15 protein-coding genes are annotated in these 16,311 nt (G+C 73.5%); 8 read left to right on the top strand and 7 right to left on the bottom strand.

Features of this window, described 5'->3' with window-relative positions; all coding sequences use genetic code 11:
* From PSU4_RS14690 to PSU4_RS14715, 7 genes are all read right to left on the bottom strand, one after another.
* A partial coding sequence (locus tag PSU4_RS14690) for a tellurite resistance TerB family protein (protein ID WP_147108123.1) occupies positions 1-433 on the bottom strand: 433 nt, incomplete at its 3' end.
* A gap of 32 nt (positions 434-465) precedes the next feature.
* Positions 466-1,323: an HAD family hydrolase gene (locus PSU4_RS14695; protein ID WP_147108126.1), complete on the bottom strand. Its 858-nt coding sequence runs from the start codon at positions 1,321-1,323 to the stop codon at positions 466-468.
* Entirely contained in the window at positions 1,320-2,477 is a 1,158-nt protein-coding gene (locus PSU4_RS31845) for a cysteine protease StiP family protein (RefSeq protein ID WP_222596265.1), read from the bottom strand. The genes PSU4_RS14695 and PSU4_RS31845 overlap by 4 nt, the downstream gene beginning before the upstream one ends.
* Positions 2,474-3,832 carry a phosphoribosyltransferase family protein gene (locus tag PSU4_RS31850; protein ID WP_222596266.1) on the bottom strand — a complete coding sequence of 453 codons (1,359 nt, stop codon included), beginning with the start codon at positions 3,830-3,832 and terminating at the stop codon, positions 2,474-2,476. Before PSU4_RS31850 ends, PSU4_RS31845 begins: the two co-directional genes overlap by 4 nt.
* Before the next feature lie 38 nt (positions 3,833-3,870).
* Positions 3,871-5,058, bottom strand: a complete 1,188-nt coding sequence (locus PSU4_RS14705; protein ID WP_147108129.1) for an HpcH/HpaI aldolase/citrate lyase family protein — start codon at positions 5,056-5,058, stop codon at positions 3,871-3,873.
* A 148-nt stretch (positions 5,059-5,206) separates the two neighbouring features.
* Positions 5,207-5,914: a TerD family protein gene (locus PSU4_RS14710; RefSeq protein WP_147108132.1), complete on the bottom strand. Its 708-nt coding sequence runs from the start codon at positions 5,912-5,914 to the stop codon at positions 5,207-5,209.
* 8 nt (positions 5,915-5,922) lie between these two features.
* On the bottom strand, positions 5,923-6,498 hold the full coding sequence (locus PSU4_RS14715; protein WP_147108135.1) for a TerD family protein: 576 nt from the start codon (positions 6,496-6,498) through the stop codon (positions 5,923-5,925).
* Positions 6,499-6,916: 418 nt separating this feature from the next.
* Here PSU4_RS14715 and polA point away from each other — a divergent pair, with 418 nt between their 5' ends.
* The 8 genes from polA to secD all read left to right on the top strand — a co-directional run bounded on the left by polA (position 6,917) and on the right by secD (position 16,310).
* Complete coding sequence (gene polA, locus PSU4_RS14720) at positions 6,917-9,721, top strand: DNA polymerase I (protein ID WP_186816950.1); 2,805 nt, start codon at positions 6,917-6,919, stop codon at positions 9,719-9,721.
* A 113-nt stretch (positions 9,722-9,834) separates the two neighbouring features.
* Entirely contained in the window at positions 9,835-11,007 is a 1,173-nt protein-coding gene (locus PSU4_RS14725; RefSeq protein WP_147108138.1) for a tryptophan 2,3-dioxygenase family protein, read from the top strand.
* A gap of 137 nt (positions 11,008-11,144) precedes the next feature.
* Positions 11,145-11,546 (top strand): VOC family protein, encoded by a 402-nt coding sequence (locus PSU4_RS14730; RefSeq protein WP_147108141.1) that lies wholly within the window; start codon positions 11,145-11,147, stop codon positions 11,544-11,546.
* A gap of 104 nt (positions 11,547-11,650) precedes the next feature.
* A complete protein-coding gene (gene ruvC, locus PSU4_RS14735; RefSeq protein WP_147108144.1) occupies positions 11,651-12,220 on the top strand; it encodes a crossover junction endodeoxyribonuclease RuvC in 570 nt (189 codons plus the stop codon).
* Positions 12,217-12,819, top strand: a complete 603-nt coding sequence (ruvA, locus tag PSU4_RS14740) for a Holliday junction branch migration protein RuvA (protein ID WP_147108153.1) — start codon at positions 12,217-12,219, stop codon at positions 12,817-12,819. Before ruvC ends, ruvA begins: the two co-directional genes overlap by 4 nt.
* Before the next feature lie 64 nt (positions 12,820-12,883).
* The gene (gene ruvB / locus PSU4_RS14745) at positions 12,884-13,888 is read left to right on the top strand and encodes a Holliday junction branch migration DNA helicase RuvB (protein ID WP_147108272.1); all 1,005 of its coding nucleotides are present in this window, start codon (positions 12,884-12,886) and stop codon (positions 13,886-13,888) included.
* Positions 13,889-13,976: 88 nt separating this feature from the next.
* Positions 13,977-14,444 (top strand): preprotein translocase subunit YajC, encoded by a 468-nt coding sequence (yajC, locus tag PSU4_RS31285; RefSeq protein ID WP_186816951.1) that lies wholly within the window; start codon positions 13,977-13,979, stop codon positions 14,442-14,444.
* A 99-nt stretch (positions 14,445-14,543) separates the two neighbouring features.
* On the top strand, positions 14,544-16,310 hold the full coding sequence (gene secD, locus PSU4_RS14755) for a protein translocase subunit SecD (RefSeq protein ID WP_147108156.1): 1,767 nt from the start codon (positions 14,544-14,546) through the stop codon (positions 16,308-16,310).
* Position 16,311 lies beyond the last annotated feature (1 nt).

Genomic DNA, 16,311 nt, shown 5'->3' on the forward strand with positions numbered 1-16,311 from the left:
CGATGCCGACGGCGTTGCAGGCCTCGCGGACGGCCTGCTTCTCGTCGTCGTCGAAGTTGCCGTCGGCGCCACCGATGATGATGCCGACCTGGATGACCGCGCGGGCCGCGTCATGCTTGCTCTTGAGCTTCGCGATCGACTGGATCGCCTCGACCTTGCCGAAGTCGTAGTCCTTCTCCAGCTTCGAGGAGTAGAAGGTGAACTTCTCGAGCAGCTCGCTCGCCGGGAAGATCGACAGCACGTCGTTGCTCGTGATGAAGTTGGCCGTCTTCGTGCGCTCCTCGGGCGAGATCGTCCCGTCGGCCGCCGCGATGAGGGCGCAGATCGCCATGCTCGCGTTCGCGAAGTCCTTGTTCTTGAACTTGCCCACCTGGGTCTTCGCGTTGGCGGACATGTCGGCCGCCCGTTCCTTGAGCTGGTCCCACAGCGCCATGTATGGCTTCCTTCCCTCGGTGTCGCGGACGCTCAGGCGTCCGCTCCCAGATTGCCAGAAACGGAAACAGCGGTACGAATCACCTGGCCCGCAAGGAGTTCCAGGAGCTCTTCGCCGGCGGCGACCCCGCTCGTCGCCGTGACGGTCAGGTGCGGGCGCCGCCAGCCGGTGTCGGCCAGCTCGCCGTGGGCCGGGCGGAGCGCGACGTCGGCGGCCTCGAGCAGGTCGGTGTCGAGCAGCGAGTCGCCCGCCGCGAACAGCGGCCCACCGCCGCAGCGGGCCCGGACCTCCGCCGCGGCCGCCGCCTTCGTCAGCGGCACAGGGACGGCGTAGACCTTCCGGCCCTGCAACGACACCCGCCAGCCCCGCGGCGCGCACCACGCGGCGAGGTCGTCGACCCAGCCCGCCGGCAGCGCGTCCCGCTCGACCACCGCGTAGACGAACATCGCGTCGGCGTCGCGCAACGTCCGCACGAACGGGCCCGCGACCGTGTCGAGGTGGGCGCGGATCTCGCCGATCGGCGCGACCTGCGCGAGCCGGTCGCGGACCAGCCCGGCCCAGTCAGGGTCGGGCACACCGTCGACGAGCAGGTGCCCGCCGTTGGCCGCCACCGCGAACGACGCGGGCGGGCCCGGCAACCGGACCCGGGCGAGCTGGGCGACGGTGCGGGTCGTGGTGGGCACCACGGTCGCCGCGTCGCGCAGCCGCAGGAACGTCGCCGCCGCCCGTTCGGTCATGAACGACAGCGGCGCCGCCCGGTAGGTCTCGACGCACAGCAGCCGCGGCGCCAGCTCGTCAGGGACGTCGAGGGCCAGCGCGGCGGCGGAGTAGATGACGGTGCGGTCGAGGTCGAGGCACACCACGGCCCGCGGGACATCGGGCCCGCTCACCCGGCCACCGCCAGGCCGTCGGCCCCGGTCGCGCCGCGGGTGAACCGGGGGTGGATGAGCCCGACGCAGTTGTAGGGCAGACCCGGGACCTCCTCGACGGGGACGCCGCGTCGCCGGGCGAGCAGCACGACGTGGGCGATGTCGTCGGCGGGCGCGCCGGCGCGCACCAGGACCCGCCACGGCACCCGGCGCAGCAGCACGCGGGTGGTCTCACCGACCCCGGGCTTCACGAGGTTGACGTCGTCGACGCCGTAGCGGGCGCCGACGCGGGCCACTTCGGCCGTGCGGTCCGGGTCGACGGTCCGCTCCGTCGGCGCCGACACCGCGCCGACCTGCGCGAACGCGGCGGTGACGGTGTCGAGGAAGTCGGCGGAGACGTCGGCGCCGGCGAGCTCGCGGTAGAACTTCGCGCCGTGGTACTCGCCGGGGCGCAGCAGCGCCGGGTTGAGCACGGTCCGCGACACCAGGCCCGACACCGTCGAGTTCAGGCAGGCCGACGCGACGAGCCAGTCGTCGCGGGTGCCGAACGTGCGCGCGCAGCGCCCCGGATCGGCCAGCACCGCGAGGTCGGGGTCGAACCGGACCCCGGTGGCGGCGGCGTGACCGTCGAGGGCGGTGGTCAGCTCCCGCGAGATCGCGCCCTTGCCGGTCCAGCCGTCGACGAACACCACGCGCGACGGATCGTGGTGCGCGGCGAGGTAGTCGAGCGCGACGGTGTCGATGCCGCGGCCGCGGACGATCGACACCGCGTAGTGCGGGAGGTCGAGGCCGTGGGCGTGGGCGGCCCAGCGGCGCAGCAGGATCCCGACCGGCGTGCCCGCCCGCGCGAGCGAGACCAGCGTGACGTCGTGCCCGCGTTCGTCGAGGACCAGCCCGGTGACGGTCGCGACCGCCCGCGCCAGCCGCAGCGCCGACCCGTCGAGCGCCCGCCGGTAGAGCGCCAGGTAGTCCGGGTCGGGCTGGAACTCCTGCGGCAGCGACTCGGCGTAGTGCGCGCCGCCGCTCTGGACGGCCTCCTCGCGCTCCTCCGTCGGCGCCTCCAGCTCGACGCCGGACAGATCGGTGAGCAGCCACCCGACCTCGTCGGGCGCGTAGCTGCCGAACCCCCCAGCGAGGTCGGAGGGGTTGCCGCGCAACGGATCCGGGAACGTCACGGAGTCACCACCACGGTGAGGGCGTGCGTGCGGCCCGCGAGCGCGGCCAGCAGCCCGGCGTCGAGGGCCGGGGTGTCGGCGGGTGGGTCGACCACGACGAGCACGTGGTCCCAGCGCTGATCGCCCGGACCGCCGACGTTGTAGGCGTAGCGGGGCCCGGGGCCGTCGGCCGGGTCGTCGTGCGCGGGGAACGTGATGCCCGACGTCAGCGCGTAGCCGGGGTCGTCGGTGACGACGGCGGGGGAGCGGGTCGTGGTCGAGAAGGAGACGTCGTGGCCCGCGTCGGCCAGCTCCTGCGCGAGCCGCAGCGGCACCGCCATCAGCTCCTCGGTCCCGAGGACGAGCGTGCGCGCACCCGGGTGCAGACCGGCGGTCCCGGCGAGCGCCGCGGCCACGGCGGGCAGTGCGGCGGCCAGCCGCGCGTGGTCGGCAGGTCCGAAGCCGTGCCGCGCACCGGCCGGGGTGGGGTGCGGCCAGCCCAGGTCGGCGAGCCGTACCCGCACCACGTCGGGGGACCGCGGACCAGGGCCCGTCGGGCCCGCGTCGACGGCGGCACGCAGCGCGTCGGCCCGCTCGGCCAGGTCGGCCGGGAGAGCGACCCCGGCCCGGGCCAGCGACACGACGTCGAGCCGCGCCCCGAGCGCTGCGACGTCGTCGACCAGGCGGCTGTCGGGCGGGCGGGAGTCGACGAGCGCGGCCAGCACGTACCGCTGCCGGGGGGCCGTCTCGTGCAGGGCCGCGATGGTGTTGAACGCGGTGCGCCCCGTCGACAGCTCGTCGTCGACCAGCACCAACGGGCGCGGTGCGGTCAGGAACGCGGGGTCGGTGGGTAGCAGCAGGTGGTCGGTGGCGTGCGAGTGCTCCTCGGTGAACCCGCCCGCCGTGGCGATGCCGGCGACGGGCCGGCGCGTCGAGTGCAGGTAGTCGGCCCGCAGCGCCTCGGCGACGCAGTGCCCCAGCGCCGTGGCGGTCTCGGCGAACCCGAGGACGGCGACGTCGTGGGCCCTCCCCGAGCCGTCGACGGCCTCGGCGTGAACGGCGGACGCCGCGTCCCGGTCACCTGCGACCGCGGTGTGCAGCGCGTCGACGGGCAGCGGGCGGGGGGCGCAGCCGTCGAGCACGTCGGCCACCCGGGCGCCCAGCAGCAGCCCCGCCGCGCGGACCAGCCGCGGGTCGGTGGGGACGTGCTTGCCCAGCACCCGTGACACGAGCAGCTGCGCGCGGCGGGGGTTGCGGCGCAGGGCCAGGCCCAGCAGCACGCGCGGATCGGCGTCGCCGGGGCCGCCGGCGTCGTGGAGCACGACGCCCATCGCCTCGACGACGGACGGGGACCGGGTGTCGTGCGCGGCGGTCACCGGAACAGACGCGCCGGAAACCGGAACAGACGTGCCGGTCACCGCGACAGGCTCGACGCGAGCAGGTCGACGACCGACACCCCCGGCGCGGACACCCCGAACACCCTGGCGCGCAACAGGGTGCGCTGTGCCCAGGCGGCGTGCGGGCGGACCTCGTTCATCCGCACGCCGCTGCCCGAGGCCATCACCCCGCCCGGCCGGTCGGTGCCCGCGATGTCGAGCGCGTCGTGGTACTCCTCCGACGTCACCACCGACAGTGCGTTGACGATCGCGACGTGGCTCGGGTGGATCGACGTCTTGCCCTGCAGGCCGTTGGCGCGGTCGAGCTGCACCTCGCGGATCAGGCCGTCGATGGCGCGCGAGACGAGGGTGCCGCGCAGCTCCGACTCGTCGTGCTCCTCGAACGGGGTGCGCCGCAGCTGCGGCTTGAACAGGCGCTCGGCGTGCCCGTAGTACTCCCACACCGGACCGGTCACGGTGAACCCGGTGCCGTCGGCGCGGCCCAGGACGTTGACGACGTCGGCGATCAGGTCGGCCACGACCTTGACGTCGTAGATGGAGAAGTCGGCGGTGCGGCGCAGCCCGTAGAGGGCGCAGAGGTCGGTGGCGCCCAGCCTGACCGCGAGGACGCGGTGCCGGTCGCGGTGCAGCAGCGCCCGCAGCCGGGCCAGCTCGTCGACCCGCGACTCCGCGTAGAGGACGGCGCCCGACTCGATCACCGGCATCGCCCACAACCGGCGCCCGCAGCGGCGCTCGGCCTCGTCGAGCGCGGTGAGGAACGGGGTGCCGGTGGCGGCGGTGAACTTGGGCAGGACGACGCCGTCGAGGACGGCGACGGCCGGGCCGAGCCGGTCGACCAGCATCGGGATCTGGCCGGGCTCGCGGACCCGGACGAACAGCAGCGGCAGCCCGGGGGCCGCCGGGTCGCGGTCGTGCGCGGTGGCGTCGCGGTGCAGCTCGCCGAGGGCGGCGACGATGTTGGTCTCCGCGTCGGCGACCCGGTCGTCGGCGACCGCGTCCTCCAGGCAGACGACGACCGAGGTGACCCCGGCCGCCGCCTGCTTGGCGATGTCGGCGGCCAGGGCGGGCCGGTCGCCGGGCATGTAGAGCGTCGCGCCGAGCGCCACCGACAACAGGTCCCCGCCGCTGTCACGGCCGAATTCCTGCGGGAGGTGCTCGAACAACGCCGCGGCGTCGGCCGCGGTCAGGGATCCGAAGTGCCGCACGGGCTTTCCTCGTCTTCCTCATGGGTGCTCCGCGCGGGGGTGGCTCCCGCGCGGAGGTGTCCTTCACGACGACGACGCCACCGCGGTGTGGCCCCGGGACCCGCGGCCGGGCGTGACGTGCGGGGCGTGTGTCACGCCGCGCACGTCGTCACTTGCTGCCGCGCGCCCACTGCATGCCCCACCCGTAGGCGCGGTCCACGTCGGACTGCCCACCACGGATGTAGCGCATCTCGCGGTTGACGACGAGGTCGCCGCCGCGGTTCTCCAGCATGGCGATGACGCAGGTACGGGCCTGCGGGTCGGGCTCGTCGAGACGCACCTCGATCTCGGGTCCGGAGGCGGGGAACAGCGTGACGATGCCATCGGCGCTGGCCCAGTTGGGCACACCCTCGTAAATGAAGGTGAACACCAGGATCCGTCGGATCTCCGCGACGCGGGACAGGTCGATGAACATGTTCTCGCCGCCGGCCACCGAGCCCGAGCGGTCGTCACCGTCGAGGTGGATGATCGGCGGCCCGTACCCGGGTGCGGAGAACGCGTTGCCGAGTGCCTGGACGACGCCCTTGCTGCCGTCGGTGAACTCCCACAGGCACGCCAGGTCGAGGTCGATGGCCCCGGACCCGCCGCGGCTGAACAGGCCCCGCTTGACCGGCTGCGCGCCGGTGCTCCACTGCAGGTTGACCCGCAGCTGCCCACCCGTCGCGCCCCGCTTCGTGAGCGACACCGACGGCGTGGACTTGGTCAGCGTCACCTTCGACAGCGACACCGGGGCGCCGCCTTCGGAGGGCCCCGCAGCCCCGCCCGCGGCCGGAGCCGGGGCGGAGGCCTTGGGGCGCTTCGTGTAGTCGATCGCCACGACGGACGTCAGACGTTGACGCCGAAGTCGCGGGCGATGCCCGCCAGGCCCGACGCGTAGCCCTGGCCGACCGCGCGGAACTTCCAGTCCGACCCGGCGCGGTACAGCTCGCCGAAGACCATCGCGGTCTCCGTCGAGGCGTCCTCGGTGAGGTCGTAGCGGGCGAGCTCCTTCTGGTCGGCGGCGTTCACGACGCGGATGAACGCGTTGCGGACCTGGCCGAAGTTCTGCGAGCGGGTGTCGGCGTCGTAGATGCTGACGGGGAAGACGACCTTGTCGACGTCGGCGCCCAGACCACCGAGGTTGACCTTGACCTGCTCGTCGTCGCCCTCGCCCTCACCGGTCAGGTTGTCGCCGGTGTGCTCGACGGCGTTGTCCGGGCTGGTGAGGTTGTTGAAGAAGATGAAGTGCTTGTCGGAGAGCACCTTGCCGTCGGCACCCAGGACGATGGCGGAGGCGTCGAGGTCGAACTCGGTGCCGGTGGTCGTGCGCACGTCCCAGCCGAGGCCGACGACCACGTTGGAGAGGCCGGGCGCCTCCTTGGTCAGGCTGACGTTTCCACCCTTGGTGAGGCTGACGCTCACGTCGTGCTCCGAATCTGTCGAGTTGAACTCTGTCGGTGTCGCGATGTCGCTGGTGTGGCTGGTGTCGCCCCGCGGGCGGTGGTGCTTCTCGCCGCGGGTGTCGCTCGTGCCGGCGTGGGTCTGGGACCCGGCCGGTGAACCGGCCCCGCTCGCACGGTCGGCGAGCATATCGGGACGAACAGGATCGATGGGGCGGTCCGCGCACGATGAACGTGCGGGCGCAGCAGTTGGTTCCACGCCTGCTCCGCAACGCTGCACGACACGCCGGGCGGCCCGGTCCGTTCGGTACCGTCCGCCGCCGATCCTGGCACGGGGTTCGCGCGCACGGCACCCCCCGCACGCATCCCGCAGGCCGCGCCGACCGGCGGGTGGACGCCGCGGGAGGAATCGTCGGTGCCCGGTCCTAGACTCGCCCGCGATGAGCCCCGCCACAGGTACCACCGCGAAGAAGCCCGCCTCACCCGCGAAGGCGTCCGCCGCCGCGCCCGGCCCGGCGGGCGGCAAGCGGCTGCTCCTGCTCGACGGGCACTCGCTGGCCTACCGTGCCTTCTTCGCGCTGCCGGCGGAGAACTTCCGCACCGGCACGGGGCAGACCACCAACGCGGTCTACGGCTTCACGTCGATGCTGATCAACCTGCTGCGCGACGAGCAGCCGACGCACCTGGCCGTGGCGTTCGACGTCTCGCGCCGCACGTTCCGCTCGGAGCGCTACGCCGACTACAAGGCGAACCGGACGAGCACCCCGGACGACTTCCGGGGCCAGGTCGACCTCATCAAGGAGGTCCTCGGCGCGCTCAACATCCCGGTGTTCGCCGTCGAGGGCTACGAGGCCGACGACATCATCGCCACCCTCACCACGCAGGCCGAGGCCGCCGGCTACCACGTGCTCATCACCACCGGCGACCGCGACGCGTTCCAGCTGGTCACCGACAACGTGACGGTGCTCTACCCCAAGCGCGGCGTGTCCGACCTGGGCCGGATCGACCCGGCGGAGGTCGACACCCGCTACGGGCTCACCCCGGGCCAGTACCCCGACTTCGCGGCGCTGCGCGGGGACCCCAGCGACAACCTGCCGTCCATCCCCGGGGTCGGGGAGAAGACCGCGGCCAAGTGGGTGCGCGAGTTCGGGTCGCTCGCCGAGCTGACCGACCGGGTCGACGAGGTGAAGGGCAAGGCGGGCGACGCGCTGCGCGCCAACCTGGCCAACGTGCTGCTCAACCGCCAGCTCACCGAGCTGGTGCGCGACGTCGCGCTCGACGGCGTCCCCGACGAGCTCGAGGTCCGGCCCTGGGACCGGGACGCGGTGCACCGGCTCTTCGACGAGCTGGAGTTCCGTGTCCTTCGGGAGCGGCTGTTCTCCACGCTGCAGAGCGCCGAGCCCGAGGCCGAGTCCGGCTTCGAGGTGGCGGGCACGGTCGTCGCGCCCGGTTCGGTGCGGGTGTGGCTCGACGAGTTCGCCCGCGACGGCCGCCGTGTCGGCGTGGCGTTCTCCGGGGTCGGTGGCGGGATCACCGAGCGCGACTTCACCGGCATCGCGCTCGCCACCGGCGAGCCGACGGTCGAGGCCCGGGCAGAGGGCGCGCAGGCCGGTGTTCCGGTCGCGGGCTACCTCGACGTCCGAGGGCTCACCCCCGACGACGAGGCGGCGCTGGGGCAGTGGCTGGCCGACCCGTCGGTGCCCAAGGCCTCGCACGACGTGAAGGCCGTGCTGCACGCGCTGCGCGGCCGCGGCTGGACCCTCGCCGGTCTCACCAGCGACACCGCGCTGGCCGCCTACCTGGCCCGGCCGGGGCAGCGCTCGTTCGACCTGGCCGACCTGGCGTTGCGCTACCTGCGCCGCGAGCTGGCCATGGAGGGCGCCCCGGCCGACGGGCAGCTGTCGCTGCTCGGCGGGGAGGAGGAGGCCGACCGCGAGCACGCCGACGCCGAGATGGTCGCCGCGTCGGCCGTCGCCGAACTGGCCGACGCGCTGGGCACCGAGCTGGCCGAGAAAGAGCAGAACGGCCTGCTGCTCGAGCTGGAGCAGCCGCTCGCGTTCGTGCTCGCCGACCTGGAGGCCGCGGGCATCGCGGTCGACCGGGCGCACCTGGAGTCGCTGGAGGCCGAGTTCGCCGGCCGGGTGCAGCAGGCCGCGCAGGACGCCTACGCGGTGATCGGCAAGGAGATCAACCTCGGCTCGCCCAAGCAGCTGCAGGTCGTGCTGTTCGACGAGCTGAACATGCCCAAGACCAAGCGCACCAAGACCGGGTACACCACCGACGCCGACGCGCTGCAGAGCCTGTTCGAGCAGACCGAGCACCCGTTCCTGATGCACCTGCTCCAGCACCGCGACGCCACGCGGCTCAAGGTCACGGTCGACGGGCTGCTGAAGTCGATCGCGGCCGACGGGCGCATCCACACCACGTACTCGCAGACCATCGCGGCCACCGGCCGGCTCTCCTCGACCGACCCGAACCTGCAGAACGTCCCGATCCGCACCGCCGAGGGCCGCCGCATCCGGGAGACGTTCGTCGTCGGCGACGGCTACGCCCAGCTGATGACGGCCGACTACAGCCAGATCGAGATGCGGATCATGGCGCACCTGTCGGAGGACGAGGCGCTCATCGAGGCGTTCAACTCCAAGCGCGACTTCCACTCCGAGACCGCGTCGAAGGTGTTCGGGGTCGAGGCCTCCGCGGTCACCCCGGAGCAGCGCGCCAAGATCAAGGCGATGAACTACGGCCTGGCCTACGGGCTGTCGGCGTTCGGGCTCTCGGGCCAGCTGCGCATCTCCACTGAGGAGGCGCGCGGGCTCATGGACGACTACTTCGAGACCTTCGGCGGCGTGCGCGACTACCTGCGCAGCATCGTCGACGTCGCCCGCAAGGACGGCTACACCGCCACCATGCTGGGGCGCCGTCGCTACCTGCCCGACCTGACCAGCGACAACCGGCAGCGTCGCGAGATGGCCGAGCGGATGGCGCTCAACGCCCCCATCCAGGGCAGCGCGGCCGACATCATCAAGGTCGCGATGCTGCGCGTGCACGCCGCACTGCAGGCCGAGGGGCTGCGCAGCCGCATGCTGCTGCAGGTCCACGACGAGCTGGTGCTCGAGGTGGCCGACGGCGAGCGGGACGCGGTCGACGCGCTGGTCTGCCGCGAGATGGCGGCGGCGCACGAGCTGTCGGTGCCGTTGGAGGTCTCGGTCGGCTACGGCGCGAGCTGGGACACCGCGGCGCACTGAGCAGCAACCGGCCGGGGCCACGGCCCCGGGGGTGTTCCCCCTGGGGCGGGCACGGGCGGTCCGGGGGTGCACCCGATCGCGGCGCCGGGCTCGCTCGGCGACCGTGGACCGGCATGGAACCCACCACGAGCGGAGACCCCGCACCGGCCCCGCACGGCGGGGTGCCGATGATCCCGCTGATCCCGCGCGGTGCCGCGCTAGACGCCCCGGCGATCGCGGCCGCGGTCGCCGCCCGGGCGCGGCGGTCCGGTAGCCATGCGTTACCCGTCGCGATGCTGGTCCGGCTCGGTGAGCTGCGCCGCCGCCACGGCGCCGGACATCCGTTCCTCGACGCCTACCTCGGCTGCGTCCTCGCCCGCCACGAGGGCCGGTTCCACAACCGCACCTACCTGGCCCTTCCGCTGCTCGAACGGGTGCAGGCCGCGGCCGGGCTCGGCCCCGACCGGTTCGCCGCGCTGCTGCTGGCCGACGTCGTCCGCTTCGAGCGACGTGCGGCCGGCCCCGACCTGCCCGACCCGGCGACGCGGCGCAAGCGGATCCGGCACGCGCTGCGGTTCGTCGCCGCCTCCCACGACCCCCCGGTCACCGCCGACGACGAGGTCGACGCCGTCCCACTGCCCGCGCTGCCCACCGACGAGCTCGCGACGTGGTTCGCCCTGTCGGTGCAGCGGGTGTCGGCCCGCCACGACGAGTACTTCTTCATCCGTGCGCTGCAGGCCCACGAGATGGTCTTCACCACGTTGGCCGACGAGATGGTGGCCGCCACCGCCGCGCTGCGGGCGGGCCGGGCCGACGAGGCCGTCGCCCACCTCGAGCGCGCCGAGCGCGTGTTCGCCCGGGCGGCGATGCTGTTCCGGCTGGTCGCAACCCTGCGGGTCGACGCGTTCCTCGACTTCCGCGAGCACACCGAGGGTGCCAGCGCGATCCAGTCCGAGCAGTACAAGCGGTTCGAGGCCGCCTGTGCCCGGCCCGGCAGCGCACGCCTGAACTCGGCGGCGTTCGCGAACGTCCCACGGGTACGGGCCGCGGTCGAGGCCGGCGAGGACACGCTGTCCGCCGCCCGTCTCGAGGCGGTGCCCGACACGGCTCTCGGCGCAACCGAACGGCGGGCCCTCGACCGGGTGCTCGGCAGGCTGGAGAGCGCCCACCAGCGCTGGAAGGCCGCGCATCACGGGCTGGCCGTCCGGATGCTCGGCGACGCGCCCGGCTCCGGGTACACCGCGGGCGTCCCCTACCTGCACGCGTGCCTGTCCAACCGGCTGTTCGGCGACCTCGCCGCCTCGTGACCCGGCACACCCACCCCTCGGCCGCCGCCCGGGGAGGGCCGTCTCACCCCCCGCCGGCCGCCGCGGGGTGGGCGTGCCCGCGCCGGTCACCCACCGGGTGGGTGCGCCGCGGCGCCGGGTCGGTCAGGATGATCGTCATGGACGTCGGACCGCCCCTGATCGCGCGCATCGCCGGGGCGATGCTGGCCGTCGAGAACCAGGACGTCATGGTCGGGTTCTTCGAGAAGCTCGGGTTCGCGAAGACGGTCGACCGGGCGCTGTGGCCGGGGGCCCGCTGGGTCGAGGTGGCGCTGCCGGGGGCGGAGACGAGCATCGTGCTCACCCCGGCCCGGGCCTACCACCGCGAACCGGACCGGCTCTACACGCTGACGTTGTCGTGCCACGACCTGCTCGCCACCGCCGAGGCGCTGCGCGCCGCCGGGATCGAGGTCGACGGGCCGACGCACGAGCCGTCGGGCAGCTACATCCAGGTCGTCGACCCCGAGGGTCGGGTGCTGTTCGTCAACGACGTCGTCGAGCGGGCCGACCCGGGCACGTGACGCCGGTCGGGTGATGCCGTCCCGGCGTGCCCCGCACGGTCCCGGCAGGCCCGGCCGGTAGCCTTCCGCCTCGAACGGCTGTTCGTGCGTGAAGGAGGATGCGGGTGCGGGTGCTCGGCGTCGACCCGGGGCTGACGCGCTGCGGTATCGGCGTCGTCGACTCCACGGGAGGCCGGGGGGTCGCGTTCGTCGCCGTCGACGTCGTCCGCACCTCCGCCGACGAGCCGCTCGCCCAGCGCCTGCTGGCCGTCGCCGACGCGGCCGACCGCTGGATCGCCGCGTTCTCCCCGGACGTCGTCGCCGTCGAGCGGGTGTTCAGCCAGAACAACGTCCGGACCGTGATGGGCACCGCGCAGGCCAGCGGCGTCGTCGCGCTCACGGCGGCGCGGGCGGGCCTGCCGGTCGCGTTCCACACCCCCAGCGAGGTCAAGGCGGCCGTCACCGGGGCGGGCCGGGCCGACAAGGCCCAGGTCACGACGATGGTGACGCGGCTGCTCGGCCTCGACGCCCCACCGAAGCCCGCCGACGCCGCCGACGCCCTCGCGCTGGCCATCTGCCACTGCTGGCGCGGCCCGATGCAGACGCGGATGGCCGAGGCCCAGGCCCGGTCCGCCGAACTCGCCAGGAAGCACAAGGCCCGGCTCGCCGCCGCGGCGAAGGGAGCGACCCGATGATCGCCAGCATCCGCGGTGAGGTGGCATCGATCGGGCTCGACCACGCCGTCGTCGAGGCCGGCAACGGCGTCGGGTATGCCGTCCACGCCACGCCCGGGACCCTCGCCGGGCTGCGGCGCGGCCACGAGGCCCGGCTCGCGACGCTGCTGGTGGTCCGCGAGGACTCGATGACCCTCTACGGGTTCGCCGATGTCGAGGAGCGCGAGCTGTTCGTGCTGCTGCAGACGGTCACCGGCGTCGGGCCGCGGCTTGCCCTGGCCACGCTCGCCGTGCTCGACCCCGAGACGCTGCGCCGGGCCCTGTCCGAGGGTGACCTGGCCACCCTCACCCGGATCCCGGGGGTCGGGCGCAAGAGCGCGGAACGGCTCGTCGTCGAGCTGCGCGACAAGGTCGTCGCCCCCGTCCCGGTCGCCCACGGCGACGCACCGCCTGTCGTCACCGGTAACGCCCGCCGCGACCAGGTCGTCGAGGCGCTGGTCGGGCTGGGCTTCACCGCGAAGCCCGCCGAGGCCGCCGTCGACGGCGTGCTCGCCGGGACGCCGGACGCCGACCCGTCGACGCTGCTGCGCTCGGCCCTGACGCAGCTGGGCCGCACGTGAGCCGGGCGGGCACCCGGTGAGCGCCGCGGGGGAGTACGAGCCGGACAGGGACGTCACCGGGGAGGTGCTCGAGGAGGACCTCGACGTCGAGGGCTCGCTGCGGCCACGGCGGCTCGACGAGTTCATCGGCCAGCCCCGGGTGCGTGAGCAGCTGGAGCTGGTCCTGGAAGGGGCCCGGCGCCGCGGCGCGCCGCCCGACCACATCCTGCTGTCCGGCCCTCCAGGGCTCGGCAAGACCAGCCTGTCGATGATCGTCGCGGCGGAGCTGGGGGCGGCGATCCGGCTCACGTCCGGCCCGGCGCTGGAACGCGCGGGCGACCTCGCGGCGATGCTGTCCAACCTGCTGCCCGGCGACGTCCTGTTCATCGACGAGATCCACCGCATCGCCCGGCCCGCCGAGGAGATGCTCTATCTCGCGATGGAGGACTTCCGGGTCGACGTCGTCGTCGGCAAGGGGCCCGGGGCGACCTCGATCCCGCTCGACATCGCCCCGTTCACGCTGGTCGGGGCCACGACGCGGTCCGGCGCACTGACCGGGCCGCTGCGCGACCGGTTCGGCTTCACCGGCCACATGGAGTTCTACGACCCGACCGAGCTGGAGCTCGTGCTGCGGCGCGCGGCCGTCATCCTGGGGGTCGACCTGCGCCCGGACGGCGCCGTCGAGATCGCCCGGCGGTCGCGGGGCACGCCCCGCATCGCGAACCGGCTGCTGCGCCGGGTCCGCGACTACGCCGAGGTGCGTGCCGACGGTGCGGTGACCCTCGAGGTGGCCCGTGAGGCGCTCGCGGTCTACGACGTCGACGCGCTCGGCCTCGACCGGCTCGACCGTGCCGTGCTGTCCGCCCTGGTCAGGTCGTTCGGCGGGGGCCCGGTGGGCGTCTCCACGTTGGCTGTGGCGGTCGGCGAGGAACCCGGTACCGTCGAGGAGGTCTGCGAGCCGTATCTTGTGCGCGCAGGCATGCTGGCCCGCACGCCGAGGGGCCGGGTCGCGACCGCCGCGGCATGGGCCCATCTGGGGCTGGTACCTCCGCCGGACGTCACCGGTCAGGCGTCCCAGGCGTTGTTCTAGTCGAGGCGGTCGAGACCCCGGCGTCGTGCGATCCGCGGTGCTGGCAGACTCGGGCCGACCTGCGAAGATACGGAGATCTCAGAAGATCATGGAAACGCTGCTCTTTCCCCTGCTCATCCTCCTGCTGTTCATCCCGATCTTCCTGTCCGGGCGCAAGCAGCGCCGGCAGATGCAGGAGACCCAGCGCCTCCAGGCCGCCCTCGAGGTCGGCGACGTCGTCACCACGACGTCCGGGCTGCGCGGCACGGTCGTCGACGCCTCCTACGAGGACACGCTCGACCTCGAGATCGCCGACGGTGTCGTCACGACGTGGCTGCGTGCCGCGGTCCGCGACAAGGTCGACACCACCCCCGACGACGCGTCGTCGCTGACCGGGGACGACGTCATCACGTCCGCCCCGGCCGAGCCGACGACCCCGTCGCTGGAGAAGAACACCGACGCCACGCCCACCGGTGGCGCCGCCTCCAACGGCACCGCCGGTACCAGCACCAACGGCACGGCCGGCTCCACCGACGACGACGCCCAGACGGGCGGCACGCCGGGCTCGCGCAACTGACGACCCGAGGGCGGCCGCGCCGGTCCACGTGATCGGTGCACAGGGCCGCCCGTCCGGGCCCCGGACGTCGGGTGCCCGGCTACCTCTGGAGACCTGTACGTGGCAACCACCCCGGGGCGTATCCGCCCCTGGCGGTACCTGGCGTCGTTCGTCGGGATCGTCGTCGTCCTGTACGCACTGGTGTTCTTCACCGGCGACAGGAAGGCAACCCCCAAGCTGGGGATCGACCTGCAGGGCGGCACCCAGGTGACGCTCACCGCACGGACGACGACGGGTGGGGACCCACCTCGCGACCAGCTGGTGCAGGCCCAGGAGATCATCGAACGGCGGGTGAACGGGCTCGGCGTGAGCGGCGCCGAGGTCGTCCTCGACGGGACGAACATCAACATCACCGTCCCCGGCGACGGTGGCGACGAGGCGAAGTCCCTCGGGCAGACCGCCCAGCTGCGGATCCGGCCCGTGCTGCAGTCCGCGGCTGCCGGACCGGCGGCGGGTGGGGTGCCCACCACACCCGGTGACACGGGCCAGGGCGGTACGGGCCAGGACGGCACGGGTCAGGACGGGACCGGCACCGGTTCCGGCACCCCGGCCACCGGCCAACCCCAGGGGCTCGGCGCTCTCGACACGTCACACGGCGCGGTCGCGCCGGTGTCGTGGTCGTCGCCGCTGCCGGCCCAGCAGACGCCGCCGCCGACGCCCGACACCGGCGCGCCGACGGCCCCCGCGACCCCCGGCGGCACCGCGTCCGAGCCCGTCGACCCGGCACTGAAGACGGCGGTCGACGAGGCCAAGCAGACCCGGCAGAGCACCGACCCGGCGACGTTGCAGGCCGCGCTCGCCGCGCTCGACTGCTCCGTGCAGGACCCGCTGCTGGGCTACGACGACCCGGCCCTGCCGCTCGTCGCGTGCAGCGAGGACGGCCAGGCGAAGTACATCCTCGACACCACGCTGATCGAGGGCACCGACATCGACAACGCCCAGGCCGGGCAGAACCAGAACAGCGTCGACTGGGTCGTCAGCCTGACCTTCAAGTCGGCCGCCGCGCAGGCCTGGGGCGACTACACGAGCCAGAACGTCGGCAAGCAGGCGGCGTTCGTCCTCGACGGTCAGGTCGTGTCCGCGCCGACGATCAACCAGCCGATCTTCGGCACCACCGAGGTGAGCGGCAACTTCAACCAGCAGCGGGCCCAGGACCTCGCCGGCATCCTGCGCTACGGCTCGCTGCCGCTGTCGTTCCAGGCCTCGCAGGCCGAGACGATCTCGGCGACGCTCGGCACAGCCTCCCTGGAGGCCGGTCTCATCGCGGGCGCCATCGGGCTCGCGCTGGTGTTCGTCTACTGCCTGTTCTACTACCGGATCCTCGGCGTGCTGACGATCCTGTCGCTGGTCCTGTCGGGACTGGTCGTCTACGCGGTCCTGGTACTGCTCGGCCGATGGGTCGGGCTGACCCTCGACCTCGCGGGGGTCGCCGGGTTCATCGTCGCCATCGGCATCACGGCCGACTCGTTCGTCATCTTCTTCGAACGGCTCAAGGACGAGATGCGCGAGGGCAGAACCTTCCGGGCGGCGGTGCCGCGCGGCTGGGTCCGCGCCCGGCGCACGATCCTGTCGGCCGACGCCGTCAGCTTCCTCGCCTCCGCGGTGCTCTACGTACTGGCGGTCGGCCAGGTGAAGGGCTTCGCGTTCACCCTCGGCATGTCGACGGTCCTCGACCTGCTCGTCGTGTTCCTCGTGACGCACCCACTGGTGGCGCTGGCGTCGAACTCGAAGGTGTTCTCCAGCCCCGCCCTGTCGGGTCTGGGCAGCGTCGCCAAGCTGGGCGCCGAACGTCGGCGGGCGGCCGCCACGGCCGGGAAGGGGGTCTGAG

It is taken from the genome of Pseudonocardia sulfidoxydans NBRC 16205, assembly GCF_007989085.1.
Taxonomy (GTDB): Bacteria; Actinomycetota; Actinomycetes; order Mycobacteriales; family Pseudonocardiaceae; genus Pseudonocardia; species Pseudonocardia sulfidoxydans.

Bases quoted from the DNA above. Each gene is read 5' to 3' on its own strand.
- polA (WP_186816950.1), top strand. From the start codon at position 6,917: ATGAGCCCCGCCACAGGTACCACCGCGAAGAAGCCCGCCTCACCCGCG.
- PSU4_RS14725 (WP_147108138.1), top strand. From the start codon at position 9,835: ATGGAACCCACCACGAGCGGAGACCCCGCACCGGCCCCGCACGGCGGG.
- PSU4_RS14730 (WP_147108141.1), top strand. From the start codon at position 11,145: ATGGACGTCGGACCGCCCCTGATCGCGCGCATCGCCGGGGCGATGCTG.
- ruvA (WP_147108153.1), top strand. From the start codon at position 12,217: ATGATCGCCAGCATCCGCGGTGAGGTGGCATCGATCGGGCTCGACCAC.
- yajC (WP_186816951.1), top strand. From the start codon at position 13,977: ATGGAAACGCTGCTCTTTCCCCTGCTCATCCTCCTGCTGTTCATCCCG.